The organism is Shimia sp. NS0008-38b (assembly GCF_040370365.1).
GTDB lineage: Bacteria > Pseudomonadota > Alphaproteobacteria > Rhodobacterales > Rhodobacteraceae > Shimia.
In genome coordinates this window covers 622,055-648,143 of record NZ_BAABWQ010000001.1, presented here as the reverse complement: position 1 = coordinate 648,143, position 26,089 = coordinate 622,055, and the positions used below count along the sequence as shown (strand labels likewise).

General features: G+C 55.1%; 23 protein-coding genes. 9 read left to right on the top strand and 14 right to left on the bottom strand.

Annotation, left to right across the window (positions count from 1 at the left end; translation table 11 throughout):
• The first annotated feature begins 115 nt into the window (after positions 1–115).
• Positions 116–1,513: a magnesium transporter gene (gene mgtE / locus ABWV47_RS03135; protein ID WP_353308386.1), complete on the top strand. Its 1,398-nt coding sequence runs from the start codon at positions 116–118 to the stop codon at positions 1,511–1,513.
• 17 nt (positions 1,514–1,530) lie between these two features.
• The gene (locus ABWV47_RS03130) at positions 1,531–2,094 is read left to right on the top strand and encodes a 5-formyltetrahydrofolate cyclo-ligase (RefSeq protein WP_353308385.1); all 564 of its coding nucleotides are present in this window, start codon (positions 1,531–1,533) and stop codon (positions 2,092–2,094) included.
• Between the two features lie 15 nt (positions 2,095–2,109).
• On the opposite strand, the gene ABWV47_RS03125 is transcribed toward ABWV47_RS03130, so the two are convergent.
• On the bottom strand, positions 2,110–2,346 hold the full coding sequence (locus tag ABWV47_RS03125) for a putative hemolysin (protein WP_353308384.1): 237 nt from the start codon (positions 2,344–2,346) through the stop codon (positions 2,110–2,112).
• A gap of 208 nt (positions 2,347–2,554) precedes the next feature.
• On the opposite strand from ABWV47_RS03125, the gene ABWV47_RS03120 reads away from it, so the two are divergent.
• The 3 genes from ABWV47_RS03120 to ABWV47_RS03110 all read left to right on the top strand — a co-directional run bounded on the left by ABWV47_RS03120 (position 2,555) and on the right by ABWV47_RS03110 (position 6,101).
• Complete coding sequence (locus tag ABWV47_RS03120; RefSeq protein WP_353308383.1) at positions 2,555–3,373, top strand: TIGR00282 family metallophosphoesterase; 819 nt, start codon at positions 2,555–2,557, stop codon at positions 3,371–3,373.
• Positions 3,374–3,398: 25 nt separating this feature from the next.
• Complete coding sequence (locus ABWV47_RS03115; protein ID WP_353308382.1) at positions 3,399–4,250, top strand: DMT family transporter; 852 nt, start codon at positions 3,399–3,401, stop codon at positions 4,248–4,250.
• A 72-nt stretch (positions 4,251–4,322) separates the two neighbouring features.
• Positions 4,323–6,101: an SLC13 family permease gene (locus ABWV47_RS03110; protein WP_353309567.1), complete on the top strand. Its 1,779-nt coding sequence runs from the start codon at positions 4,323–4,325 to the stop codon at positions 6,099–6,101.
• 329 nt (positions 6,102–6,430) lie between these two features.
• Here the strand turns inward: ABWV47_RS03110 and lpdA are convergent, their stop codons facing one another.
• The 6 genes from lpdA to puuE form a co-directional block, all read right to left on the bottom strand.
• Entirely contained in the window at positions 6,431–8,164 is a 1,734-nt protein-coding gene (lpdA, locus tag ABWV47_RS03105; RefSeq protein ID WP_353308381.1) for a dihydrolipoyl dehydrogenase, read from the bottom strand.
• 11 nt (positions 8,165–8,175) lie between these two features.
• On the bottom strand, positions 8,176–9,441 hold the full coding sequence (gene aceF / locus ABWV47_RS03100) for a dihydrolipoyllysine-residue acetyltransferase (protein WP_353308380.1): 1,266 nt from the start codon (positions 9,439–9,441) through the stop codon (positions 8,176–8,178).
• A 23-nt stretch (positions 9,442–9,464) separates the two neighbouring features.
• The gene (gene aceE, locus ABWV47_RS03095; RefSeq protein WP_353308379.1) at positions 9,465–12,119 is read right to left on the bottom strand and encodes a pyruvate dehydrogenase (acetyl-transferring), homodimeric type; all 2,655 of its coding nucleotides are present in this window, start codon (positions 12,117–12,119) and stop codon (positions 9,465–9,467) included.
• 200 nt (positions 12,120–12,319) lie between these two features.
• Positions 12,320–13,654: a uracil-xanthine permease family protein gene (locus ABWV47_RS03090; protein WP_353308378.1), complete on the bottom strand. Its 1,335-nt coding sequence runs from the start codon at positions 13,652–13,654 to the stop codon at positions 12,320–12,322.
• A gap of 64 nt (positions 13,655–13,718) precedes the next feature.
• The gene (locus ABWV47_RS03085) at positions 13,719–14,231 is read right to left on the bottom strand and encodes an ureidoglycolate lyase (RefSeq protein ID WP_353308377.1); all 513 of its coding nucleotides are present in this window, start codon (positions 14,229–14,231) and stop codon (positions 13,719–13,721) included.
• Positions 14,228–15,643, bottom strand: coding sequence for an allantoinase PuuE (gene puuE, locus ABWV47_RS03080; protein WP_353308376.1), 1,416 nt, complete (start codon positions 15,641–15,643; stop codon positions 14,228–14,230). Before puuE ends, ABWV47_RS03085 begins: the two co-directional genes overlap by 4 nt.
• Positions 15,644–15,795: 152 nt before the next feature.
• Here puuE and uraH point away from each other — a divergent pair, with 152 nt between their 5' ends.
• Positions 15,796–16,152 carry a hydroxyisourate hydrolase gene (gene uraH, locus ABWV47_RS03075; RefSeq protein WP_353308375.1) on the top strand — a complete coding sequence of 119 codons (357 nt, stop codon included), beginning with the start codon at positions 15,796–15,798 and terminating at the stop codon, positions 16,150–16,152.
• Here the strand turns inward: uraH and ABWV47_RS03070 are convergent.
• Complete coding sequence (locus ABWV47_RS03070) at positions 16,137–17,075, bottom strand: LysR family transcriptional regulator (protein WP_353308374.1); 939 nt, start codon at positions 17,073–17,075, stop codon at positions 16,137–16,139. The genes uraH and ABWV47_RS03070 overlap by 16 nt on opposite strands.
• Positions 17,076–17,179: 104 nt before the next feature.
• Between ABWV47_RS03070 and ABWV47_RS03065 the strand changes: the two genes are divergently transcribed.
• The 3 genes from ABWV47_RS03065 to ABWV47_RS03055 all read left to right on the top strand — a co-directional run bounded on the left by ABWV47_RS03065 (position 17,180) and on the right by ABWV47_RS03055 (position 19,807).
• Entirely contained in the window at positions 17,180–18,412 is a 1,233-nt protein-coding gene (locus ABWV47_RS03065) for a urate hydroxylase PuuD (protein ID WP_353308373.1), read from the top strand.
• A 45-nt stretch (positions 18,413–18,457) separates the two neighbouring features.
• Complete coding sequence (gph, locus tag ABWV47_RS03060; protein ID WP_353308372.1) at positions 18,458–19,132, top strand: phosphoglycolate phosphatase; 675 nt, start codon at positions 18,458–18,460, stop codon at positions 19,130–19,132.
• 96 nt (positions 19,133–19,228) lie between these two features.
• A complete protein-coding gene (locus ABWV47_RS03055; protein ID WP_353308371.1) occupies positions 19,229–19,807 on the top strand; it encodes a PA14 domain-containing protein in 579 nt (192 codons plus the stop codon).
• A gap of 123 nt (positions 19,808–19,930) precedes the next feature.
• Here the strand turns inward: ABWV47_RS03055 and ABWV47_RS03050 are convergent, their stop codons facing one another.
• The 6 genes from ABWV47_RS03050 to ABWV47_RS03025 form a co-directional block, all read right to left on the bottom strand.
• Positions 19,931–20,605, bottom strand: coding sequence for a hypothetical protein (locus ABWV47_RS03050; protein ID WP_353308370.1), 675 nt, complete (start codon positions 20,603–20,605; stop codon positions 19,931–19,933).
• Positions 20,606–20,648: 43 nt separating this feature from the next.
• Positions 20,649–21,434, bottom strand: a complete 786-nt coding sequence (locus tag ABWV47_RS03045) for a hypothetical protein (protein ID WP_353308369.1) — start codon at positions 21,432–21,434, stop codon at positions 20,649–20,651.
• Positions 21,435–21,504: 70 nt separating this feature from the next.
• Entirely contained in the window at positions 21,505–21,939 is a 435-nt protein-coding gene (locus ABWV47_RS03040) for a hypothetical protein (protein WP_353308368.1), read from the bottom strand.
• Between the two features lie 278 nt (positions 21,940–22,217).
• Positions 22,218–23,036 (bottom strand): hypothetical protein, encoded by an 819-nt coding sequence (locus ABWV47_RS03035; RefSeq protein ID WP_353308367.1) that lies wholly within the window; start codon positions 23,034–23,036, stop codon positions 22,218–22,220.
• Positions 23,033–24,991 (bottom strand): DNA topoisomerase IV subunit B, encoded by a 1,959-nt coding sequence (gene parE, locus ABWV47_RS03030; RefSeq protein ID WP_353308366.1) that lies wholly within the window; start codon positions 24,989–24,991, stop codon positions 23,033–23,035. The genes ABWV47_RS03035 and parE overlap by 4 nt, the downstream gene beginning before the upstream one ends.
• 233 nt (positions 24,992–25,224) lie before the next feature.
• Entirely contained in the window at positions 25,225–26,001 is a 777-nt protein-coding gene (locus ABWV47_RS03025) for a substrate-binding periplasmic protein (RefSeq protein ID WP_353308365.1), read from the bottom strand.
• Positions 26,002–26,089 lie beyond the last annotated feature (88 nt).

Below are 26,089 nucleotides of genomic sequence, written 5' to 3'. Positions count from 1 at the left end.
GTTCTCTATCAGCAATAAACTATGGTCTGCAGCAAGTCCAAGCCCCTGATGCGGCGGCTCGGCAGAATTTCAAGACCATATGCCCATCGCGCGGCCAGACGAGAGAGCAGGTGTTATGACCCAAGCCATCGATCAAACCGCCAAAGTCACTTCAGAGAGCGATCGCGAAGACTACGCGCTGAGCCGACGACTTGTTGCGGGAATACTCTATGCGCTGGAGGCAGGTGACCGCGATACGCTGATCGAGCTCATGGCACCGCTGCACCCCGCTGACATCGCCGACATGTTGGAGCAGATCAACGCGTTTGATCGCCGTCGCCTTGTGCAGCTCTATGGGTCCGGATTTGACGGCGACATTCTCGCCGAACTCAATGAGGGTCTGCGCGAGGAGGTGATGAACGTCCTGCGTCCGGAGGTGCTGGCAGAAGCTGTGCGCGATCTGGAAAGCGATGACATTGTCGACATCGTTGAGGATCTGGACGAGCCGGCACAAGAAGCCATCCTGGATCAGCTTGAAGATGCGGACCGTGTTGCGGTTGAACAAGCGCTGGGCTACCCGGAAAATACCGCCGGCCGCTTGATGCAACGCGAGACGGTTTGCGCGCCAGAGCATTGGACCGTGGGCGAGACCATCGATTTCCTACGTGATGCTGAGGAGCTGCCAGAGCAGTTCTACCATGTGATCCTTGTAGATCCGCGCATGAAGCCCGTGGGCAATATCACATTGGGTAAATTGATGTCGTCACGGCGCGATTTGCCGCTCAAAGAGCTTGTGGAGGAGGTGTTTCAACTCATCCCCGTTACACAAGACGAGGAAGACGTCGCCTATGCCTTTAATCAGTATCATCTGATTTCAGCCCCTGTGGTGGATGAGGATGACAGGCTGGTTGGGGTCATCACCATCGATGACGCCATGGCGGTGCTTGATGAAGAGCATGAAGAGGACATTCTGCGGCTCGCCGGGGTCAGCGACGAAGCCAGCCTGTCAGACACGATCTTTGACGCAGCCAAAGGCCGGGCCACGTGGTTGTTTGTCAATCTGCTGACGGCCATTCTGGCCTCTGGCGTGATCAATCTCTTTGCCGACACTGTTGACCAGATGGTTGCGTTGGCGGTGTTGATGCCAATTGTCGCCTCTATGGGGGGCAACGCTGGCACGCAAACCATGACAGTGACCGTGCGGGCGCTGGCCACCAAAGATTTGACCGCGCAAAACGCCTTTCGGGTGATCCTGCGAGAACTGTCTGTTGGTGCGCTTAATGGGGTGCTTTTTGGCTGTATCATGGCGGTGGTTGCCGGGCTTTGGTTCGGCATCCCGATGTTGGCCGTTGTGATCGGTGTCGCGATGGTGCTGACACAAATTGCGGCCGCGCTGGGCGGCATCCTCATTCCCATGGCACTGGACCGGATGAACATTGACCCGGCGCTCGCATCGGGGCCTTTTGTGACCACGGTGACCGATGTGGTGGGCTTTTTCCTTTTTCTTGGCCTTGCAGCCCATGTTTTGCTTTGATCGAAAAGGCGCGTGACATGACACTCACAGACCAAAAGGCCGCCGCCCGCAAAGCGGCTTTTGCGCGGCGCAAAGAGGCCTTTGCCACCGCAGGCCCAGGTCAATCCGCACATCTCTCCGAAATTTTGGCGGGATATCGTGGTGTGCCGCTGGCAGGCTATATGCCAATCCGTACGGAAATTTCACCCCTACCCGCAATGGCGGAGGCAGCAGCATACGGGCCGGTTGGCGTGCCCGTCATTCAAGCCGAAGCCACCCCGCTGGAATTCTCGCGGTGGGACCCTGACAGCACGCTCAAGGACGGGCCTTTTGGCGCCAAGGTGCCTGAGGTGGATGATTACTTTGACCCTGAAATCGTCATTGTGCCGCTGGTGGCCTTTGATCTGTTGGGCGGCAGGCTTGGATATGGTGGTGGATTCTATGATCGCACGCTGGAACGTTTGCGCGCGCGCCGCGCTACATTGGCTATAGGGTTTGCCTTTGAGGCGCAGCAGGCCGAAGGCCTGCCGCTTGAAGAGACAGATCAACCTCTGGATATGATCGTCACCGAACGTCGGATCATCGAGTTTTCCAAAGCCTAGCGGCGCGAAGATGCGTCAGGTTGCGTTGGTGCGGAAATATTCCCAAGCGTCAATCTCGCCACCTCCGCTGAGGAGGCAGACACCATATTGGCTGCCGTCAGCGGCTTCGCGGATTTCGTATGTGTTGCCCTGCGCAACACAGAAGGTGGCGGCTGGATTGGCGACACTGGTTGGATCATTGGGGGCAGGGTCTTCGCAGCCCGCCAGAACCAAAATGCTTGTCGCGGCGGCAGCGGTCAAAAACAGTTTCATGTAACACCTGTGGCAATAAATCTATCACCCTACGATATCGTGTTGCGCGACTGGGGCAAGACGTCTCGTCAATCAATGCGCACAAGAGGCTTCAATCCCATCTTTTTGAATCCTGAGGGGGGCTCCAAGGTTCCATGGTGAAGAGGAGACGTGAATTTGGAAGTTCGCATCTTGAGGTGTTGTCCGAAGGGGGATAGGACCATCTCCCATGAAAATGCTCTTTCTCGGTGATGTAATGGGCCGCGCGGGTCGCGCGGCGGTGGCGCAACGTCTGCCAAAGCTGCGCGATGAGTGGCGGCTGGATTTTGTTGTGGTGAACGGCGAGAACGCCTCCAATGGCATGGGGCTGTCTGGTGCCCATGCCAAGGATTTGCTGGACGCGGGCGCGGATTGCCTCACGCTGGGCGATCATGCGTTTGACCAAAAAGATATGATGCAGTTCATCCAAAATGAGCCACGCATCATCCGCCCAATGAACCTCGGGCGTGGTGATGTCCCGGGCAAAGGGTTCCGGGTGTTCACTGCGCGAGGCGGCCGTAAAGTGCTGGTGACACAGGCGCTGGGTCAGGTGTTTATGAAACAGCCCTACGGCGATCCATTCTCCGCTGTTGACCAAGTGCTGCGCGCACATCCCCGCGGCGGTATGGTACAGGCCGCGATTGTCGATATACATTGCGAAGCCACATCTGAGAAAATGGGCATGGGCCACTATTGCGATGGCCGGGTCAGCCTTGTGGTTGGTACGCACACGCATGTGCCCACCGCGGATACGCAAATCCTGCCCGGTGGCACGGCGTTTCAAGCGGACGCAGGCATGTGTGGTGATTACAACTCGGTGATTGGTATGGAAAAGGCGGAGCCCATGCGCCGTTTTGTGACGGGCATGCCCAAAGCGCGCTTCACACCCGCCTTAGGGGAGGCCACCCTGTCGGGCGTCTATGTCGAAACCGATGACCGTACCGGCGCCGCCACGCGGATCGAGATGGTGCGCCAAGGGGGCCGTCTCAGCCAATCCGGCCCCAGCTAAAATGTCACCTTTGCGCCTCAGCGGGATGCTTCTGGCAATCGGAGCCGGTTGGGGCCTGACACAGCCTTTGGCCAAAATCGCCGTATCCAGCGGGCATCAGTCACTTGGTTTGGTGTTCTGGCAATTGGTGATTGGTGCTGTGTTTTTGTTTGTGCTGCGCGTCGTCGCTGGAAAATCTGTTGCATTGCCAATGGATAAGCTGTGGTTCTTCATGTTGATTGCCGCACTTGGAACCGTTGTCCCCAATAGCTTTTCTTACCGTGCAGCGGCGGAACTGCCCTCTGGCGTGATGTCAATTGTCATATCCTTGGTGCCGATGATGTCCTTCCCGATTGCGCTGGTGATGGGAGTGGATCGATTTAATTGGAGCCGCCTTGTGGGGCTGACAATTGGCTTGATGGGCGTGGTGATTTTGTCGGAGCCGGAAGCGTTGCCTGATCCCGGGATGGTACTTTGGGTGCCGATCGCGGTGATCGCGCCAATTTGCTATGCGCTCGAAGGTAATGTTGTGGCCAAATGGGGCACACACGGGCTTGGAGCAGGGCATGTGCTCTATGGTGCCTCCGTTGTGGGGGCTGTACTTGCACTGCCGCTCGCGGTCGGGTCCGGGCAATTTATTGACCCGCGCATCCCATGGGGCGCACCTGAATATGCCCTGATATTGTCGTCGGTGATCCACGCCTGTGTGTACACGGCTTATGTGTGGCTGGTGTCGCGTGCAGGGTCTGTGTTTGCCGCGCAGGTGTCTTATGTGGTGACCGGATCTGGCGTGCTTTGGGCCATGTTGCTTTTGTCTGAAAGATATTCAATCTGGGTGTGGGCGGCACTTGCCCTAATCTTGACCGGAATGACCCTTGTGCGTCCACGTCAAAGCTAAATATCAGTGAAAACAGCTTGCCCGACTTGGGGGGCGTGGTAGATGTTGGCCGCTGGTAACAACGGGCACATGATGGATTTATTTGCGTTTTCTCAGACCACACAGGCGGTTTTAGCGCTGTTGACTGTGGCAGGCATGTTTGTGCTGTTCCTGCGCGAAGTTTACCCCACTGAAGTTGTGGCGATCGGCGGGGTTGCCGTGTTGCTGTTCTTGGGGGTGCTGCCTTATGAGGCCGCTGTAAATGTTCTATCAAATCCAGCCCCTTGGACCATTGCCGCCATGTTTATTGTGATGGGGGCATTGGTGCGCACTGGCGCGCTGTCGACATTCACGCAAATGGCAGATGGGCAGGCACAAAGAAATCCCGCGCTTGCGATTGTGATGCTTTTGGCATTTGTGATCATCGCCTCTGCGTTTGTGTCCAACACGCCGGTGGTGGTTGTGATGATCCCGGTTTTTACCCAATTGGCGCGCACCTTGGGGACTTCGGCATCTAAGCTGCTGATTCCGTTGAGTTATGCGGCCATTATGGGCGGGACATTGACCCTGATTGGCACCTCCACAAACCTGCTGGTTGACGGTGTGGCGCGTGATTTGGGACTGGAGCCATTCAGCATCTTTGAGGTCACGCCACTGGGACTGATCATTGTGGCTTGGGGGATGTTGTATCTTTATCTCTTTGGCCGGCGCCTGCTGCCCGAACGCGCCAGCATGGCGGATCTTTTGTCCAACCGCAGCCAGATGAAATTTTTCACGGAGGCTGTGATCCCGCCGGAAAGCAACCTGATTGGTCGCGAAGTTGTCGGTGTGCAGTTGTTCAAACGCGAAGGTGTGCGCCTGATCGATGTGATCCGCGGTGACACATCATTGCGCCGCAACCTCGCCGGAGTGACACTGCAAGTTGGCGACCGCGTGGTCTTGCGCACCAAGATGACGGAGTTGTTGAGCCTGCAGCGTGACAAATCTTTAAAACGACTGGATCAGGTTGGAGCAGTGGAAACAACCACTGTGGAAGCCTTGATCACACCGGGCTGTAAAATGGTCGGACGGCGGCTTGGCTCCATGCGCTTGCGCCGCCGGTTTGGCGTCTATCCGTTGGCGGTGCACCGGCGCAACCAGAACATCGGCCAACAGCTGGATCAATTGGTGGTGCGGGTTGGGGACACATTGCTTCTGGAAGGCGCACCGGAGGACATTCAACGTCTGGCCAGTGAGATGGATATGGTGGATGTCTCACAGCCCTCCGAGCGCGAATATCGCCGTGGGCATGCGCCCATCGCGCTGGGAGCGATGGCGGGCATTGTGATTTTGGCCGGGTTTGGCGTCGCGCCCATATTGTTTCTGGCGTTGCTTGCGGTGGCGGTTGTGTTGTTGACCCGATGTATTGATGCGGAGGAGGCATTTTCCTTTGTTGATGGGCGCCTTTTGTCGCTGATTTTCTCCATGCTCGCCATCGGGGCTGCTCTGTCACATTCCGGCGCAGTGTCGCTGATTGTGGATGGGCTTGCGCCTGGGCTGCAGAACTTACCGCCGTTCTTATTGGTCTGGGCAATTTACCTTCTGACGTCCGTGTTGACAGAGCTTGTCTCCAACAACGCGGTGGCGGTGGTGGTCACGCCGATTGCCGTTGGGCTGGCACAAGCCATTGGTGTTGACCCACGGCCGTTGGTGATCGCCGTGATGATCGCAGCCTCTGCCAGTTTTGCCACACCGATTGGCTATCAGACCAATATGCTGGTGTTTGGGCCGGGGGGCTATAAGTTCACAGACTTCATGCGTGTGGGCATTCCACTTAACCTGTCCATCGGACTGTTGGCGTCGGTGTTGATCCCGGTGATCTGGCCGCTGTAAACACCACCTGACCGAAGGGGGCGGCTCCCGCGCCGTCTTGTGGCCTGACGGCCCCATCGCCGACTTGGGTGTGGCTCCGCGATGCGGAGCAAAGTGCAGCGGCACATGTGCTGTTTGGGGCGGATTTCGCGGGGAGAGTGCTACGACTACTAGAAAGCGACGCACGCATTCTTAACCACATCTTTTGCGTGTGTTACGGGCAGTAACACCGTTGCGATACCACCGCGAAACCGATGCAATACCGCAGAGGGTTTTGTGAGAAGCGGGGGTGTTAAGAAATTGATTCGATATAGAAAAAAGCGCGCCGAAAGCCTCGGCGCGCTTTAGGATTACTTGGAGCGTTTGCGCGGCGGCATCAAATCGGTGATGGTGCCTTCAAACATTTCAGCCGCAAAGTTCACGGTTTCGCTCAGCGTCGGATGTGGATGGATGGTATGACCAAGATCAACGGCATCAGCACCCATTTCGATGGCCAGCGCGACCTCAGCAATCAGGTCACCGGCGTTTGGGCCAACAATACCGGCGCCGATCACACGTTCACTCTCTTCGTCAAAGATAAGCTTGGTGAGCCCTTCACTGCGTCCCAGAGACAACGACCGACCAGACGCCGCCCAAGGGAAGACCCCTTTGCCAACTTTTAGGCCCTCTGCTTTGGCCTGTGTTTCGGTGACACCGACCCAAGCAACCTCTGGATCCGTATAGGCCACCGAAGGGATCACACGCGCATCAAAGTGGCGTTTATGGCCCGCAGCCACTTCAGCGGCGACTTTACCTTCATGCACCGCCTTATGTGCCAACATCGGCTGGCCCACCACATCACCAATGGCAAAAACATGTGCCTGCCCAGTGCGTTGCTGACTGTCCACAGCAATGAACCCGCGCTCATCCACCGCCACGCCCGCCGCGGCTGCGTTGACTTTTCCACCATTCGGGCGACGGCCGACGGCCACGAGAACCTTGTCAAACGTGTCGACTTTCTCGCCGTCCGGTCCTTCCATGGTGACCTTGAGACCTCCGTCTGTGGCGTCTACGGCCGTGACTTTGGTCTTGGTCAGGATCGCCTCATAGCGGCCTTCAATGCGTTTGTGCAGCGGTTTGACCACATCTTTGTCAGCCCCAGGAATGATCTGATCCATGAACTCGACGATGGTGACGCTGGACCCCAGCGCATCATAGACCGTGGCCATTTCCAGACCGATGATCCCACCACCCAACACCAGCAGACGCTCTGGGATGTCTTCCAGCTCCAAGGCGCCGGTGCTGTCAATCACGCGAGGATCATCATGGGGGATAAACGGCAGCGTGACCGGCTCAGAGCCGACTGCGATGACACATTGATCAAAGCTGACGGTAGATTTTACACCGTCGTTGTCGACCTCAATCATATTGGCGCCAGTGAACGTACCAAAACCATTGACCACCTGAACTTTACGCGCTTTCGCCAAACCCGAAAGTCCGCCAGTCAATTGGTTTACAACGCTTTCTTTCCAGCCGCGCAGCTTGTCGAGATCAACTTCAGGCTTTGTGAAGGTGACACCATGTGCCCCCATATCCTCGGCCTCAGAGATCACCTTAGCTGAGTGCAGCAGTGCCTTTGACGGGATACACCCGACATTGAGACACACACCGCCCAATGAGCTGTCTTTCTCAATCAGCACAACCTTCTTGCCAAGGTCTGCGGCTCGGAAGGCAGCTGTATAGCCGCCTGGACCGGAACCAAGCACAACCACTTCAGCGTGCACATCACCGGCACCGGTTGCTGTACCCGTCGCGGCCACGGCCTGCGGTGCAGCAGGCGCGTCTGCTGCCGCCGGTTTGGGGGCAGCAGCGGTTGCCTCTGCTTCCAGCACAAGGATGACGCTGCCTTCACCGACAGTGTCGCCTTCAGCCACTTTAATCTCCTTCACCACGCCTGTGGCGGGTGAGGGAACTTCCATGGTGGCTTTGTCGCTTTCAAGCTCGATCAGCGGGTCTTCTGCGGCGACAGTGTCCCCGACGGCAACCAGAACGGTCACCACCGGAACTTCAGAAAAATCACCAATATCAGGTACTTTAACGTCCATTGGGTCTCTCCTTACCACATCAACTTGCGCATATCGCCGAGCAGGGTTTTCAGCGTCACAGTAAAGCGTGCCGCCAATGCCCCATCGATGGCGCGGTGATCATAAGACAGCGACAAAGGCTGCATCAGACGGGGGACAAACTCTTCGCCGTTCCACATAGGTGCCATTTTGCTGCGGGTGAGGCCAAGAATGGCCACTTCGGGAGAATTCACGAGAGGTGTGAAAGAGGTGCCGCCAATTCCGCCGAGGCTAGAAACGGTGAAACTCGCGCCCTGCATGTCGGGGCCTTTCAGTTTGCCCTCGCGCGCCTTGCCAGACAACTCCATGAGATCTTTGGAAATCTCGACAATGCCTTTGCGGTCCGCGTCTTTGATCACTGGCACCACAAGCCCGTTTGGCGTGTCTGCCGCGAAGCCAATATTATAGTAGTTCTTTTTGATCAGCTTGTCGCCGTCCGGGTGGATGGATGAGTTCACTTCCCAATGCTGCTTGAGCGCAGAGACACTGGCCTTAATCACAAAGGATAACAAGGTCACGCGATAGCCGTCTTCTTTGGCCATAGTGTCCATTTCTTTGCGGTATTTGTCCAGATCGGTGATGTCTGCTTCGTCGTTGTGGGTGACCAACGGTATGTTCAGCCAACCGCGGTGCAGCGCAGGCCCGGAAATTTTCTTGATCCGGGACATTTCCACGTCTTCGACAGGGCCAAACTTGGAGAAATCCACGGCCGGGATCGGTGGAATACCCATGCCGCCTTGTACACCACTGGCAGCCGCTGGAGCGGTGGCGCTGGAGGCTTTCATGAAGGCGGTGATGTCTTCGCGCAAAATGCGCCCCTTGCGACCAGAACCGTTTACTTTGGCCAGATCAATCTCGAGCTGACGTGCAAAGGCGCGCACAGATGGGGATGCATGTGCTTTGCCAAACCCTGCGTCGGTTACGGTCACAGGGGCCGCCGCGGGCGCTGCCGCTGCGGCAGGTGTTGCAGGGGATGGGGCGGCTGCGGGTGTTGAGGCCTCGACGGCTTCATCAGCCGCGCCATCTTCAGCTTCAAGCGTTAGGATCAGCGTGCCTTCAGACACTGAATCACCTTCTGCAACCATGATCTCAACCACTTTACCAGCTGTGGGCGAAGGCACTTCCATAGTTGCCTTGTCGCTCTCCACCTCGATCAGCGGGTCTTCAGCCGCGACCATATCACCTGCGCTCACCAGAACGGAAACCACTGGGACATCAGAAAAATCGCCGATGTCGGGAACTTTGACTTCATATGTCATACTAAAATCTCCTCTCTTCCCGATCACACCAGGCGCGGGTTCGGCTTGGCGCCGTCGATGTCATATTTGGCCATTGCGGCCTGAAGGTCTTTCTTGGTCACAGCGCCCTCACGGTAGAGCTCAACCATAGCCGCTGCTGCGATGTGATTTGCGTCAACTTCAAAGAAACGGCGTAGGTTTACACGGCTGTCAGAGCGTCCAAATCCGTCTGTACCCAACACGGTATAGGTGCTCGGCACACAGGTCCGGATCTGCTCCGCGTAGTTCTTCATATAGTCGGTTGCCGCAATCACCGGGCCCTTTGCTTTGGCCAACTGCTGCGCCACAAACGAAGTCTTTGGCTCTGCCAATGGGTTCAGGCGGTTGTGGCGCGCCACGTCCTGACAATCACGCGCCAACTCGTTATAGCTTGTCGCAGACCAGATCTCTGACGTGACGCCGAAGTCTGTTTCCAGCATCTCAGCCGCTTTCATGGCTTGGACCAAAATTGTTCCAGAGCCCATCAGGGTCACATGCTTCTTGGACGGTTTTTTCACCTCTTTGAAACGATAGAGACCTTGAATGATTTCTTTTTCCACACCCATTGGCATATCCGGGTGGGCGTAGTTTTCGTTCATGAGCGTGAGGTAGAAGAAGACGTCTTCCTGATCTTCATACATCCGCTTCATGCCGTGCTGAACGATCACTGCAACCTCATATTGGAAGGTCGGATCGTAGCTCACGCAGTTGGGAATGGTGCTTGCAAGGATATGGCTGTGGCCATCCTCATGTTGCAACCCTTCACCGTTCAGAGTGGTACGCCCAGCGGTGCCGCCCAGCATGAAGCCACGTGCACGGCTATCGCCTGCGGCCCAGGCCAGATCACCGATCCGCTGAAAGCCGAACATAGAGTAATAGATGAAGAAGGGGATCATCGGCACGCCGTGGTTGGAATATGCGGTAGCCGCAGCAATCCAATCCGCCATTGCGCCTGCCTCGTTGATGCCTTCCTGCAGAACCTGACCGTTGGTCGATTCCTTGTAGTACATCATCTGATCGGCATCCTCAGGCGTGTATTTCTGACCTTCAGGGTTATAAATCCCGACCGAGCGGAACAGACCCTCCATCCCAAATGTGCGGCTTTCGTCCGGCACAATTGGCACGATGTTCTTGCCGATTTTTTTGTCACGCAACAGCGTCGTTAGGATGCGCACAAAGCCCATGGTGGTGGAGATTTCACGTTCTCCGGTGCCCTTCAGTTGCGCCGCGAACTTATCGAGCGCGGGAATTTCCATTTTTGGTGATTTGCTTTCGCGTTTTGGGAATTCCCCACCAAGCGCTTGACGCCGGTCGGCCAAATAGGCCTTCTGCGCATTGTTGAGCTTCACAAAGGGCGCATTTGGGAGATCTTCGTCGCTGACCGGAATTTCAAAGCGATCGCGAAAAGCACGCAGTTGATCTTCTGCCATCTTCTTTTGTTGGTGGGTGGTGTTCTGACCTTCGCCAGCCGTGCCCATACCATAACCCTTAACCGTTTTGATCAACAAACAGGTTGGTTGGTTCTTGGTGTCTGTTGCACGTTTAAAGGCTGTGTAGACCTTCTGTGGCTCGTGTCCGCCACGACGCAATGACCAGATCTGCTCATCAGTCCAGTCTTTGACCAATGCGGCTGTTTCCGGGTATTTTCCGAAGAAGTGCTCGCGAATATAGGCACCATCTTTCGATTTGAAGGTCTGATAGTCGCCGTCAACGGTTTCATCCATCAATTGGCGCAGTTTGCCAGAGGTGTCTTTCTCCAACAGGTCGTCCCAGCCTTTCCCCCACAGCAGCTTGATCACGTTCCAGCCAGCGCCGCGGAAGTCGCCTTCAAGTTCTTGAACAATTTTGTGGTTGCCGCGCACCGGACCGTCCAGCCGTTGAAGGTTACAGTTCACCACAAAGATCAAGTTCTCAAGACCTTCACGCGCGGCAAGGTCAATCGCGCCACGGCTTTCCGGTTCATCCATTTCACCATCACCCAAGAAACACCAAACCTTACGGTCTGCCATATCAATGTGGCCACGGTTGTGCATGTATTTCATAAAGCGTGCTTGATAGATGGCCATCAAGGGACCCAAGCCCATCGATACAGTCGGGAACTGCCAATAGTCTGGCATCAGCCAAGGGTGTGGGTAGGACGACAGGCCGCCACCATTCACCTCAGAGCGGAAATTTTCCAACTGTTCTTCTGTCAGACGTCCTTCCATAAACGAACGGGCATAAATGCCAGGGATCACGTGGCCTTGGAAGAAGACGAGATCGCCACCGTGAATTGCGGACTTGCTGCGCCAAAAATGGTTCAAACCTATATCATACATCACCGCAGAGGAGGCGAAGGACGCGATGTGGCCACCGTATTCACTGCTTACTTTGTTGCGACGTACCACGGTAGCCATGGCATTCCAGCGATTGATTGTGCGTATCCGCCATTCCATATCCATGTCGCCAGGAAACTCTTCCTGATCGTCGGCTGGGATTGTGTTCTGGTATGGTGTGGTCGCCGAAAAGGGCAATGTGGCTCCCGCTGCGCGGGCCTGTTGAACAGCTTTGTCGAGCAAATAATGTGCTCTGTCTGGTCCGTCCCGGGCAATCACATCCTCGATGGCATCTTGCCACTCCTGCGATTCAACCGGGTCGATGTCTGTAAATTCGTTTGCCATGCGGCGTCTCCTCCACTGAAATCCGCGTTTCGATCCTTATAGTTTAATGTTAAACAAAATAGATAGAGCGTGAATTGCATGGCTCCCATGCGCAGGGTTCAAAGCTTCTTAGTAAGGATCGTTTGATCAGTGTAGCCTAGAAACAAGGCAAAAAAATAGGGGCCAATAGGCCCCTAAAGAGTTTGTGTTTTGAATGGTTCTCAGTCTTCTTCTGGAAGAACCAAATTTAGGACAATCGCACAAAGTGCTGTCGGTGCGACGGCAGATGTCATCAGCGTTTTAACCACACCCGGTAGGTATTGCACAGCGGTAGGCACAAGATTGAGCCCTAGGCCCGCGGCCAAAGACACTGCGATGATCACCATGTTGCGGCGATTCATTTTCACTTCGGTCAGCACGTTCAAACCTGCGGAGGCCACCATGCCAAACATTACGATCACACCGCCACCCAGAACTGGTAATGGCATAGAGGCAATCACAGCGCCTATTTTTGGCAGAAGACCACAGATGATTAGAACAATTCCTCCAATGGTCACGACGTGGCGGCTCATTATCCCCGTCATTCCCACGATGCCGACGTTTTGCGAAAACGATGTATTTGGCAGTCCCCCAAATACACCTGCGATGGCAGTACCCAATCCATCAGCATAGGTGGCGCCTTGGATTTCAGCGTCGGTAGCATCGCGGCCTGCGCCAGCTTTGGCCGTTGCCGAGGCATCACCGACGGTCTCAATCGCGGAAACTACGGATACCAGAGTTACGGCGATCACGGCGCCAAGGCTGAATTCAAAGCCATAAGGGAATGCAGAAATACCAGTGATCCAAGACGCTTTGGCAACTGCGCCAAAGTTCACCATGCCAAGCACAAAGGCCAATGCGTAACCGGCAAGTAAGCCGATCAAAATACCTGCACTAGACAGGGTGCCCTTAGTGAAGAACTTCACAACCAAGGCGACCACGATAACGGTTAGAGCGACGGACCAATGTTTCAACGAGCCAAAGCTTTCCGCCTCCATTTGGAACGAAGCAGCTCCACCTGCGGCGTATTTGATGGCCACTGGGATGAGGTAGAGACCAATGGCCAGAATAACCAACCCGGTCACAAGCGGTGGAAACAACCAGCGCAGTTTCCCAATCACAGATCCCAAGGCAAAATGCGCCACACCACCAATGATACAGGCAGTTAGAGCGACGCTTAGACCCTGCGTTGCGGCCACACCGGCCAAGACGCCCACAAAGGCAAAGCTTGTGCCTTGCATGATTGGTAGGCGCGCACCAACTGGCCCAAAACCGATGGTTTGGAACAATGTCGCGATCCCGGCAAAGAGCATTGCCATTTGGATCAGGTAGATCTGTTCTGGTCCCCCGAACGCGAGCCCAGCTGCGCCGGCAACAATGATGGATGGGGTTACGTTAGAGGCAAACATTGCCAGAACGTGCTGGAGCCCAAGTGGGATTGCCTGTGCCAGAGGTGGCGTGACATTGGGGTCTGAATACCCCAAGGCCTGCGTGTCAGTTGCGGATGTATCAGCCATATTTCCTTCTCCTGTCAGTTAGTTGGCCGCACCGTCTCTGTGCTGGACGGCTTTCGGCATTTGGTCAGGATGTGCCTGACCTCACGTTTTGATCTGAGACCACGAGATAGGGGGCCTCAAACCAAAATTCTTCGAGGTTAGCGCTGTCGCCAATTCTGTCGATCACGGCAAACAAGCCGGGTTCACAGAGCGGTGTCAGAACGCCATGCCAAGTGTTGCGATGAAAGTTGATGCCTTGTCCCGGCGAGGTGAGGAATGCGCGTGGCTGTCCCGGTTTGTCGCCTAAATCTTCAGCAACAATCACCAAAAACGCGTGCGCCGACATCGGAATGAAAGCCTGTGATCCCTCTGGATGGCGTTCAACCATGTCAAGTGTGTAGGGCAGGGCGCGCGGGGTTGCATTGAACAAAGAGAGGCCTGCGCGTCCGTTTGAACCAAAGTCCAACGCGGCGATGTCGTGGTGTCGACCACACATGCCTTGGTTGATGATTTTGTCCGGGCTGTCTTTTAACTCAAGCACGTCCCCAAAAGGCGCGAAGTCTGTCGCTGTCAGCGGGGATGCGGTGATTTTCTTCAAGCGAACAGATCCTGTAAACGGAACTCTGCAATGCGTTCGACTTGCCGACAGGCCTCCGCAAGCTCTTCTGCGCTTGAGTGGGCGATACGTGTTTCAAACGCCGTCATAATGGACGCTTTGGTGTGATCGCGGACTGCAATGATAAAAGGGAACCCATGCTTGAGGACGTAGTCGGAATTCAGCTGTGTAAACCTTGCACGCTCTTCGTTTGTTAGCATATCCAGTCCTGCGCTGGCTTGCTCAGCAGTGCTCTCTGCAGTGAGATTCCTCGCCGCAGCTAACTTTCCGGCCAAATCAGGGTGCGCGCGCAGAACCCCCAGTTTGGCCTCGTCAGTCGATGACCGGAAAACACGGCACAGAGCGCTATGCACGCCCGCTGCGCAATCGTGTGCCGGGCCAAGCTCTAAGGTATGCGCTTGTTCCGCGATCCATGTGGAGTGTTCAAAGATGCCACCGTAAAGCTCCACAAACCGGGCCTGGTCCATGAGGCTGGGGCGCTCGATACGGTGAGGAGGATGCGTGACTTTCCAATGATCCGAAATCTCGATCCGGCGCGGGGTCCACACGTTCTCAAACCCTTTGATGTAATTGATAAACTGCTTTAGAGCCGCGAGCTTGCCTGGACGACCAACAAGACGGCAATGCAAACCGATCGACATCATCTTGGGTGCGCCTTCTGTGCCTTCTTCATAAAGCACATCAAATGAATCTTTGAGGTAGGTGAAGAAATCTTGCCCCGTGACCCATCCTGGCGCAGTTGCAAACCGCATGTCGTTGGCTTCAAGAGTATAGGGGATGATCATTTGGTCACGATCGCCCACTTCGATCCAATATGGCAAGTCGTCATCGTACGTGTCTGAGATGTAGTCAAACCCGCCTTCTTCCGCCACCAAACGAACGGTGTTTTCAGAGCAGCGGCCTGTATACCAACCGCGAGGGCGTTCTCCGACCACTTCGGTGTGCAAGCGAACTGCCTCTTCAATAGAGGCGCGCTCGTCATCCTCGGGCATGTCTTTGTGTTCGACCCATTTTAGGCCGTGACTCGCTATTTCCCAATCTGCGGCTTTCATGGCGGCAACTTGTTCGGGATTGCGGGCCAAAGCCTGTGCCACGCCGTATATTGTCACCGGAATATTCGCGCCAGTAAACAGACGGTGCAAACGCCAGAAGCCAGCTCTGGCACCATATTCATAGATCGACTCCATGTTCCAGTGCCGTTGCCCTTTCCATTGGGCGGCACCTGGAATATCGGACAAGAAGGCTTCCGACGCATCGTCGCCATGCAAAACGCAGTTTTCTCCGCCTTCTTCGTAGTTCAGCACAAATTGAACCGCAATTTTTGCCCCATTTGGCCATGCGGCATGCGGTGGGGTCGCCCCATAACCGCGCATATTGCGGACGTAACGTGTCACTCAGTCGGCTCCCTACATTTTGTTTATTTTGTTTTATCTGATGAATTTGGCCAGTACTTTCTTTTTATTCATGAAAGAGTTGTTGGCACGCTGCCTCTGCTCAAATGTGGGCGTAAGACGCTAAATGAGCTTAAAAATCGTAAGGAACTTTGATGGCTGGCTATTTGACAACCCATGTACTGGACACGGCGCGGGGCCTTCCTGCGGAAGGTATTCGTATTGCGCTTTATCGAGTGAAGGGGAATTCACATCGAAAAATCGCGGAAACAGTGACAAACTCTGATGGCCGGACTGACAAGCCTATCCTCGCAAAAGAGGATTTTAGTACAGGCACTTATGAGCTGATTTTCTTCTGCGGTCAGTATCTGGCAAAAACCGAGCAATCCGGGGCTGAGCCGTTGTTCTTGGATCAGATACCGATCCGTTTTGGTATGTCAGATCCAGAGGTGCATTATCACGTGCCGCTGTTACTATCGCCTTATGGGTATTCGACCTATCGCGGTAGTTGAGCCTCCTCTGCAACAAGCGTTCCTCTGAGAGCGGCTTGAACACGTGGGGTCATAAACTCGATCAAGAGCCGGGTTTTGGGATCTTGATGGCGTCGATGTGTGTAGAGCAGTGCCATTTGAATTGGGATGGGCGGTGTGTCTTGAAGAACTGGAACAAGTTGCCCTGCTTCGAGGTGCTCGGCGATCTCAAACGCAGGTTTTAGGGTGATCCCAAATCCATCTAGCGCCCAATTTGTAAGCACATCGCCATCATCTGACTCAAATGGGCCTTTTACCGCAAATCGCCGAATGCCGTTTGCTGTTTGTAGCGGCCATTGAAACTCTGGGGCGCCGGGATAGCGCAGGTTGAGGCAATCATGGGTGCCGTTTGTGAGTTCTTCAGCAGAAGTTGGTGCGCCCCTTTGCTCAATGTATGAGGGGGCTGCGCACAGCATGCGCGGGCAATCTGCAATTTTCTTGATGCGCAATGTGCTGTCTTCCGGCACGCCCAGAAAGAAGGCCACATCTAACCCTTCCGCCGTGAGATCAAGTTTGCGATCTGATAGGCGCAAACGCAGGTCAATCATCGGATATTCTTTTTTAAATTCAGGTATTAGCGGTGCAATCAGGCGACGACCGACTCCAAGAGGTGCAGCGATATGCAGCAGGCCTCGTGGGCTTTGTGTAATTGAATTTACAGCAGCTTCTGCCTCATCAATCGCCTCAAGAACCTTACACGCGCCGTCGTAAAATGTGTTGCCTTGTTCGGTTGGATTAAGCTGTCGCGTCGTGCGATGGAATAACCGAACGCTAAGGTAATCCTCTAATTGTGAAATGCGCGAGGAGGCGACAGCTGCAGAAATCCGTTGATCTCGGGCTGCAGCGGACATGCTGCCAAGTTCATAAACACGCACAAAAGTGCGAATATTGTCGATGTAGGACATGTGCTATCTTTAGGAAATATTTGAAGCTGTTCGGAGTTTTTCACGATAGAGAAGAAAGCGAAGGGACGCTAGCGTGTCGCAACGACAAAAATTGAGAGAAAACCATGAATGAGTTCGCGATCATCTGGGATTGGATGGAATTTGCCGTACGTTGGCTGCATGTAATCACCGCTATCGCTTGGATTGGTTCGTCTTTCTATTTTATCGCGCTAGACCTAGGGCTCCGCGAGGCGCCCAACTTACCAACTGGCGCTCATGGCGAGGAGTGGCAGGTTCATGGCGGGGGATTTTACCATATACGCAAGTTCTTGGTGGCGCCTGAGGCCATGCCTGAACACCTGACATGGTTCAAATGGGAAAGTTATTCGACCTGGCTGTCCGGTGCGGCATTGTTGATGATTGTCTACTGGGCTGGCGGAGAACTTTATCTGATCGATCAGAACAAAGCGGAACTGTTTCTGTGGCAAGGGATTGTTATCTCAGCACTTTCTTTGACAATTGGCTGGCTTGTTTACGATTTCCTATGCAAATCTCCTTTGGGAGGCCATCCGACGTTGCTGATGCTATTGCTGTTCGCGCTCCTGGTGGCAATGGGCTGGGGCTACAATCAAGTATTTACAGGTCGCGCAATGATGCTGCATCTCGGCGCGTTTACGGCGACGATTATGACCGCCAACGTATTTTTTATCATTATGCCCAACCAGCGGATTGTGGTGAAAGACTTGCAAGAGGGACGGACCCCAGACCCAAAATATGGCAAAATCGCCAAGCTTCGATCTACGCACAACAACTATCTGACCTTGCCAGTTGTCTTTCTGATGCTGTCCAACCACTACCCGTTGGCGTTTGCGACCGAGTACAATTGGCTAATCGCAGCACTCGTGTTTTTGATGGGAGTGACCATTCGGCATTTCTTCAACACGAGCCATGCCCACAAGTCCCCCCCGTATTGGACATGGCTTGTGACAGCGATCCTGTTCATTTTGATAATGTGGCTTTCTACTGCGCCGTTGTCCCAAAGTGATCTTGAGGACGCCGAAACCCGCGAAATGACCACGACCGAGCAAGTCTTTGCAGCTGCAGAGGGTTTTTCGGAAGTTACGGACATTGTGATGGGGCGTTGCTCTATGTGTCACTCGCGTGAACCGGGTTATGATGGCATCCATCGCGCCCCCAAGAACGTTTTGTTGGAAACACCCACTGAAATTGCAGCGGCGGCGCGACAAATTTATATCCAATCCGGTGTGAGCGAGGCGATGCCGCCGGCGAATGTCAGCTGGATGGAGCCCGAAGAACGTGAGGCGATTGTGGCATGGTTCAAAGCTGCCAACAGTTGAGTTTTGCGGCTTGAGATTGTTCCAATAAATTGGTCTTGTGCCAAAATGCTAACAACGGGTGGCGCAATGATTAAAGCGGTGGTTTTCGACTTAGACGGAACGCTTGTGGATAGCGCACCAGACATTCAAACTTCAGTCAACAAGATGTTGGCCGAAGAAGGAAAGACGCAACTCGATTTACCAACTGTGGTTTCTTTTGTTGGCAATGGCCTTCCTAAGTTGGTCGAGCGTGTGATGCACGTTCGCGATATACCTGGAACAGAATTTGAGCGCTTGAGTGCACGCCTTCTGGCAATTTATGGAGCTTCCAGTTCGGAAGGCACATCGGTATTTGAAGGTGTCGTCGACGTGCTCGGAAAGCTTAGGACCCGCGGATTTGATTTAGGTGTGTGTACCAACAAACCAGAACAGCCAGCGCGTCGTGTGCTGAAAGCAAAGGGATTGATTGATCACTTTTCAACTATTGTTGGGGGAGACAGCTTGTCCGTTCGCAAACCTGATCCTTTGCCGTTGCAAACTGTGATGGCAGATTTAGCCCCAAACGAAGTGCTCTATGTCGGGGATAGCGAAATTGATGCAGAAACCGCGACCAACGCGGGGGTCAAATTTGCTCTATTTACAGAGGGGTATCGAAAATCTCCTGTGACCCAGATTGAACATGATGTGCGCTTTTCAAGCTGGGAAGATTTTCTATCTCTTGCAGAGCTTTGCGACACTTAGCGAGATAAGTAAGCCGTTTCAGAACTGTGACTTGCTCAATCCTATGCAAAGGATTTAGGCTGCGGACATCCGCATAAACGCGAGGGAGTGTTCGCAGTGAAGTCTTTTCTATTTGGTGCCATAGCGGCTATTGGTTTTGGGTTGGCTGGTGTTGCGTCGGCACAGGTGATCAATCTGACCCCGGCAAATCCACAGCCGACGGGGCTCAAAGCAGGTCTGTCGGTGGTGTATGCGCAGAATGATCGCGGGGTTCGGAGTTTGGCGCCAGCGAAACGCCGGATTGAACGATTTGGAGAGCCGGGTAAGCCGCTTTCGGGTTTGAACTATCCTGACAAAGGCAAAGGTGCGCCGGTGATGACGTCTGGCCGCGCGGAATTGGTTTCGGCGATGGTGACGGGGTATATCAAATTTCCCTCCGCCGGAACCTTTGGGGTGGAGTTCTACACCAACGACGGCGCGCAAATTTGGATCAGCGGGCAGACGGTCGGGAAGCTTGATAAAATCACAGGGTGTGCCAGTGCTGGGCGGCCTCAGGTGAACGTGCCGCAGGCCGGGTGGTATGACATTAAGGTATTGTATTTCCAGAAAGAAGGCACCGCGTGCTTTGAGAGCGAGTGGACGCCACCGGGTGGAAAACGACAGCTGATCCCAGACAGCGCCTTTGGATATAAATAGGCACTGGCCATAGACGAGCTGACACACAGAAGGGGGCAGGCGCCCCCTTTTTTGTGCAAAATCACACGTCGGTATTGCGTCTGTATCGCGACTGTAATGCGGAGGTGCGAAATTGCGCCAAAATCAGCGACAAATGCCTTGGATTTTGGCATCCTCCCACGGCAGGATCACAGCCTCAACCTTGGGCAGGTTCTGAAGCGGAAAGTGATCATCGAGCAAATCTTTTAACCGCTCGGTGCGCGGCGCGTCTGGATCGAGCAACGCGCAGCATAGGTATTCTTCGACCACAGCCGCCTGTTGTTCATAGCCGTAGTCCAGAAAGGTTTCCGCAGAAGCGCTTTCAAACTGATAGGGATCGGTGCCACGCTTGTGTTCGCTGGCGGCGCGCAATGGCGTGTAGCCGGTGGTCTCTCGGTTTTGCCATTGCCAGATATGTGTCATCTCATGGGCAAAAAACAGTGCGGCAGACATGTGCAACTGTTGTGGGTAGTCCGGCACATAGTTGGGCACCGACCAGCCCTCTGAGGTAAACAGCCGATTGAACAGCGCAACGCCGGCTGCTGAGGCCGTGATAACCTCCTCTTTTGGTTCGGGGTTGATCCGTTCGCGACAGGCCAGACGCGGGCGCTTTTTGTATTCAAAGGTGGCCACGCTCAAAGGGGCGTCTTTGTTGATCCGCACAGGTTTGACATCCAACGTCTCACCGTGGAAATCGGCGACAAAGGCCTTTTCAGTTTCCGTCAATGGGCGGCCACAGGACATCAGAGCAAAACAGAGGAATAGAGGCCACACGCGCATAAGGTGACACTAGCAATTCGCCGGGCGTGGGCAAGCGGGGAAATCACACAAGCCCATCAATCGTCCGCCCCAACCGAAATGGCGCGGCAAAGGCCACAAGTCCCAGCGCAATACATTGCAGGATCAACAGGCCGCGCCCAGATTGCAGCACACGCCATGCGTCTTGCAACGCGGCGATGTCCGTGATCAGCGCATCATAGGTCAGCGCCAAGACGCGGTAGTCAGCGGCCACGGCGGGACGGGTCAGCTCCAGACGTTTTAGCGCCGTCACTGTGGCCACATCGCGGGTGTCAAAGGCGAGGAACTCGACCATGTCAAAATCCTCGGCGGCTTTCTTCATTGCGGCGCGTTCGCGGGCTTGGCCAAACAGCAAAGTAAACCCTTCCAGCGGGGCGCGGTGCTCTGTTACGGCGACAAACAAGGGCAGGGCGGTGTTGCCTGCCGAACTGGCCGAAAGGAATTCAACTTTCTCACACAGGGCTGAGAGGTCACCATTTTCGGGGTGGGCGCAATAGCGCAGCCGGAACCGGGCGGCGTTCGCATCAAAGGCGCGGCTGGCGGAGTAGGCCACGGTGACTTGGCGATTGAGCGCGCTGCTGTCTTCTTGGTAGATGCCCACCGCAATGGCCACCACCGCGCCAATGCCGCCAAGCGCCACCCAGATCACATCTGCCACCTCCCAAGCTTTGGAGCGGTGGGCAAATTTAAAGAGCAAAACGGCGCCTATGCTGCCAATGACAAAGCACAGAACGATCAGCGGGAGTTTGTAGACAGTGATAAAATCAGCCATAGCGCCAACATAGGCATTTTGGCCTGAAACAGAATTCACTCTCCTGTGTCAGGGTCTGCGTAGGTCCAACGTGGCGGTTTGTGCAGAGGTGCGCAGTAAATGCGGCAGCCTACCGGGGTGTGGTGGCAAGACGGCCGCCGGACGTGCAGTCACCGAAGTGATAGTCATAGAAGTTTTGATCCTGCGCTTCACCTGCGGCGGAGCCAAGTGCGCCGCCGATCATGCCAAAGGCTTCGGCCTGTTTGCGATCCCGCGTGCCGATGTAACCCGCGCCTTGGCCGAGATTGGTGCCGGTCCGGCTGCCTTGTACGGTGCCGCGCATGCCGGTGGCGGCGCGGGCGTATTGGTCACAGAAGAGCTCTGTGCGTTGCTGATCTTGCGGCCATTGCTGCAGGTCCGGCGTCTGGCGCTTTTGCGGGCGGGCCTGCTGGCTTTGGGGAGACATGTGGTTGTTTTGATACCGTTCGCTGTCCGCGCGGGCTTGGGCTGTGGCGTCGGTGGCGGGCAGCAAGAGGGCGACGAGGATGGCGAGGGATGGGCGCATGGGGGGAGGTTAGGGCGATGCCCGATGGCGAGCAAGATGTAGGGTGCGCATTTATGCGCACCGTTTCGGTGGTGGCGATGTTGGATGGTGCGCAGTGAATGCGCACCCTACGGGGTGGGGCTACCATTCCGTGCATCGCTACCTAGTGCGGAATGCCTTGCATTCCGCCGCGCCCGACCGTTCAGAACGCTTACGCCGCGCCACTGGCGCGACGGTCCCTCTTCAGCCCATGAGAGGGCACATTCCGCGCCTACCCTCGGGTCTGGCGCAGAAGGTCATCAAAACGTGGGAAAGTTGTCGCTCGTCGGAACCAAGTGGCCAAATTCGTTGTCATCAAATGAAAAAAGAAGAGGTTGAGGGCTCGCTTTTCCAATTTGCTTTGCAAGTTCTTGAGATCGCTTGCTTGTTCGTTCTGCAATATACTTTGAATAGAAAATGGCATCATCTAAGCTATCTGACATATTTCCTATGCTGTCTGCGAGACGTGTATCTACAACTCGATCATCCAAGCTCACGCCAAAATATCTACTAATCACAACTACAGGAGACTCTTCTTTCTTTAATCCTTCTAGAAAACTTAGTTGTTTACTGCGTTCTTCAAAAGACGTGTCCAAGTTTTGAAGAGATTGAACTAGAAAGGACGTCGCTGTGATGGTTTGATCCACAACAATGCCGTTTGAGCAAACGATTTGCTCAATCTTTTCGGCATTGTGGGTGAATGTTGAGTAATTGAAGAAATCGAGATCAAATTGGGATGGCTGTATGTCTTTTCCCGTGGCATGGCTTGCAATTTGTTCTTCAAATCGGACCTTGTCTTCTTGAAATTGTGCTATCAAAGGCACAACAAACTGTCGTTTCATGTTCAACGAATGCTGAAATACCGCAATTGAGTAGCTTGTCGCTTCGTTGCAAGCGAGCAATTGAGTAGTTAGGCGCGACTTGGTTTCGGACCGGATCGCAAAATAGTTCGCGGCTAAAGCCCCAAAAAATGCGCCGAGAAGAGCGGTGCTAAACCCTGAGTTTAGCGCTGCCTCAACTAACTCAAATAACTGAGAGGTAAACTCAGTAGCGGTCTCCACGGAGCCGGGCTTACTCAAACATCCAACTCCTCCACAAACCGTGCATTCTCTTGAATGTACTGGAAGCGTTTTTCTGGCTTTTTGCCCATCAGATCGTTCACCAGACCATCGGTCTCACCCGGCTCGTCCTCATCAATCGTGATGCGGATGAGCTTGCGGGAGCCCGGATCCATGGTGGTCTCTTTCAGGTCTTTGGCGTCCATTTCCCCCAGACCCTTAAAGCGGGACACGTCGATGCGGCCTTTGCCGCCGATGCCTTTTTCAAGGTGGGCGTCTTTTTCCGCCTCATCCACACAGTAAACACGCTTGGCCCCTTGGGTCAGGCGGAACAGCGGCGGGCAGGCCATGTAGAGGTGGCCAGCGTCAATCATAGGCCGCATCTGCGTGTAGAAAAACGTCATCAGCAGTGCAGCAATGTGGGCGCCATCGACATCCGCGTCGGTCATGATGATGATCTTGTCATAGCGCAGATCGTCAACGTTGAATTTGGTCCCCAAACCGACGCCAAGCGCTTGGGTCAGGTCGTTGATTTCCTGGTTGGTGGTGATCTTGGAGCCTGCGGCCCCCAGCACGTTGAGGATTTTACCACGTAGGGGCAGGAGCGCCTGGGTCTTGCGGTTGCGGGCCATTTTGGCAGAGCCGCCCGCAGAGTCGCCCTCCACGATGAACAGCTCGGTGCCGTCGCGGTTGGTGGCCGAACAATCTACCAGCTTGCCGGGCAGGCGCAGTTTCTTGGTGGCGGTTTTGCGGGCGGTCTCTTTTTCCTGACGGCGGCGCAGGCGTTCCTCAGCGCGCAGCACAAGGAAATCAAGGATCGCGCCTGCGGATTTGGTATCCGCCGCCAGCCAGTTGTCAAAGTGGTCGCGCACGGCGTTTTCCACCAGACGCTGGGCCTCAACCGTGGCAAGCCGGTCTTTGGTCTGGCCGACAAATTCGGGCTCGCTGATGAAGCAGGAGACCAGCGCGCAGCCGCCGGTGATCAGGTCGTCGCGGGTGATTTGCGCGGCCTTCTTGTTGTTCACCAGCTCGCCGTAGGCTTTGATGCCTTTGAGCACAGCCGACCAGAACCCGGCGACATGGGTGCCGCCTTCGGGTGTGGGGACGGTGTTACAGTAGGACTGAATGAAACCGTCGCGTGAGGGCGTCCAGTTGATGGCCCATTCAACCTTGCCCGGCACGCCAAAGCGGCCCTGAAAATCCACCGTGCCACCAAAGGGTTGGTCGGCGTAGGTGGTGGCCTTGTCCATGGTTTCTTTGAGATAATCAGACAGGCCGCCGGGAAAGTGGAACGTGGCCTCAGTTGGGGTCTCACCGTCATCGATGTGGGTTTTCCAGCGGATTTCAACGCCAGAGAAAAGATAGGCTTTAGAGCGGATCGATTTGAACAGGCGGGCCGGTTTGAAACGGTGGGAGCCAAAGATTTGCTCATCCGCGTGGAAGGTCACCGTGGTGCCGCGCCGGTTGGGGGCAGCGCCAACTTTCTCGACTGGTCCTTGCGGAATGCCGCGGGAGAAACGCTGCTCATAGAGTTCTTTGTTGCGCGCAACCTGTACAACCATGAGATCGGACAGCGCGTTCACCACAGAGGCCCCCACGCCGTGCAGGCCGCCCGAGGTCTGATAGGCTTTGCCAGAGAATTTACCGCCCGCGTGCAGGGTGCAGAGAATGACCTCAAGCGCGGATTTGTCGGGAAACTTGGGGTGTGGATCAACGGGGATACCACGGCCGTTGTCACGTACCGTCAGGGAGTAGTCCGCGTTGAGTTCGATTTCGATGCGGTTGGCGTGACCTGCGACAGCCTCATCCATCGAGTTGTCGAGGATCTCAGCGACCATGTGGTGCAGCGCGCGCTCGTCCGTGCCGCCAATATACATACCCGGGCGTTTTCGGACAGGTTCCAGCCCCTCAAGAACTTCAATGGAGGAGGCGTCGTAGTCGGTCGGCTGCGTATCGGCCAGAAGGTCGTTGGGCATTCGCGGGCTGCTCTTTTTTGCTGTTGCTTGAGACGCATTATGGCAGGGCACGGTCGCAGGGGGAAGGGGCGAAAGCGTTTATGACACCTGTATGCCTGCATTCTGGGCAAAGCAAAACCGCCCCGCGGCGCAACGGCAGCGGGGCGGATTGTACCCTTGGAGGGTCAAACATGCGACCTCCGAAGCAATTGAGACAGAGAGCGCTTGGCGGTCGCAAAGGGATGGCGGGTGGCTTACATCGCCAAATAGTTGTCGGCGAGCGTGTCGCGATATTTGTCGACCCACTTGGTGTTGATTGCGGTGATCGCGCCGTTTGCCTCAAGTTCAGAGAAACAGCGATTGAATTCAGCGGCCATGGCGGGGTCACGGAAGTTCATTGCATAGTTTGATGGATCAAAGATGGCGCGGAACTCCAAAGATTGGGAGGCATCCACACCGGCGCTGCTGCCCGCTTCGCGCAGGCTGGCAGCATAGGCTGCAAACAGCATGCCGTCACCCAGAATGCCGTCCACGCGACCCCCAAAGAGCAGTTTAGACTGGGTTTTTTGATCGGCCATTTCTCGATAGGATCCAAAGCTCTCGGTGGCATCTGATAGTCCGGGCAGAATTCCGGAGGCACCTTCAAATGCAGCGACACTGAGCCCTGCCAGATCGGTTAGTGCAGAAAAGTCGCTGCCAGATGACGACAGATAGGAGACGCCGTTCTGGTAAGCAATGTAGGGGGCGGATTGTTCACCTGCCATTGGCATGCCCATTGGAACGGTCATCACAGCGTCCCCCTGACCGGCCTCAAACGAGGCCCAGTGACGTGTGAAAGGTTGCACCACGTATTCCACGTCGTGCCCGCAGTGAGACATGACACTTGTGACAATCTCCGCCTCACGGCCAGAGCCATCGGAATAGACCATAGGCGGCAGGTCTGCGGCAAGAATGGTTAAAGTGTCGGCAAAAGCAGGGGCGGTTGCAACAGTCATAGAAACGGTTGCAACGGCGGCTACGAAAGACTTCATTGGATATGGTTCCTCAGCAATTTCCGAGGTGAGCCTAGGCTGCTGAAGATTAACGGCGGATTATCAAATACCGCCGTTCCACAAAGGC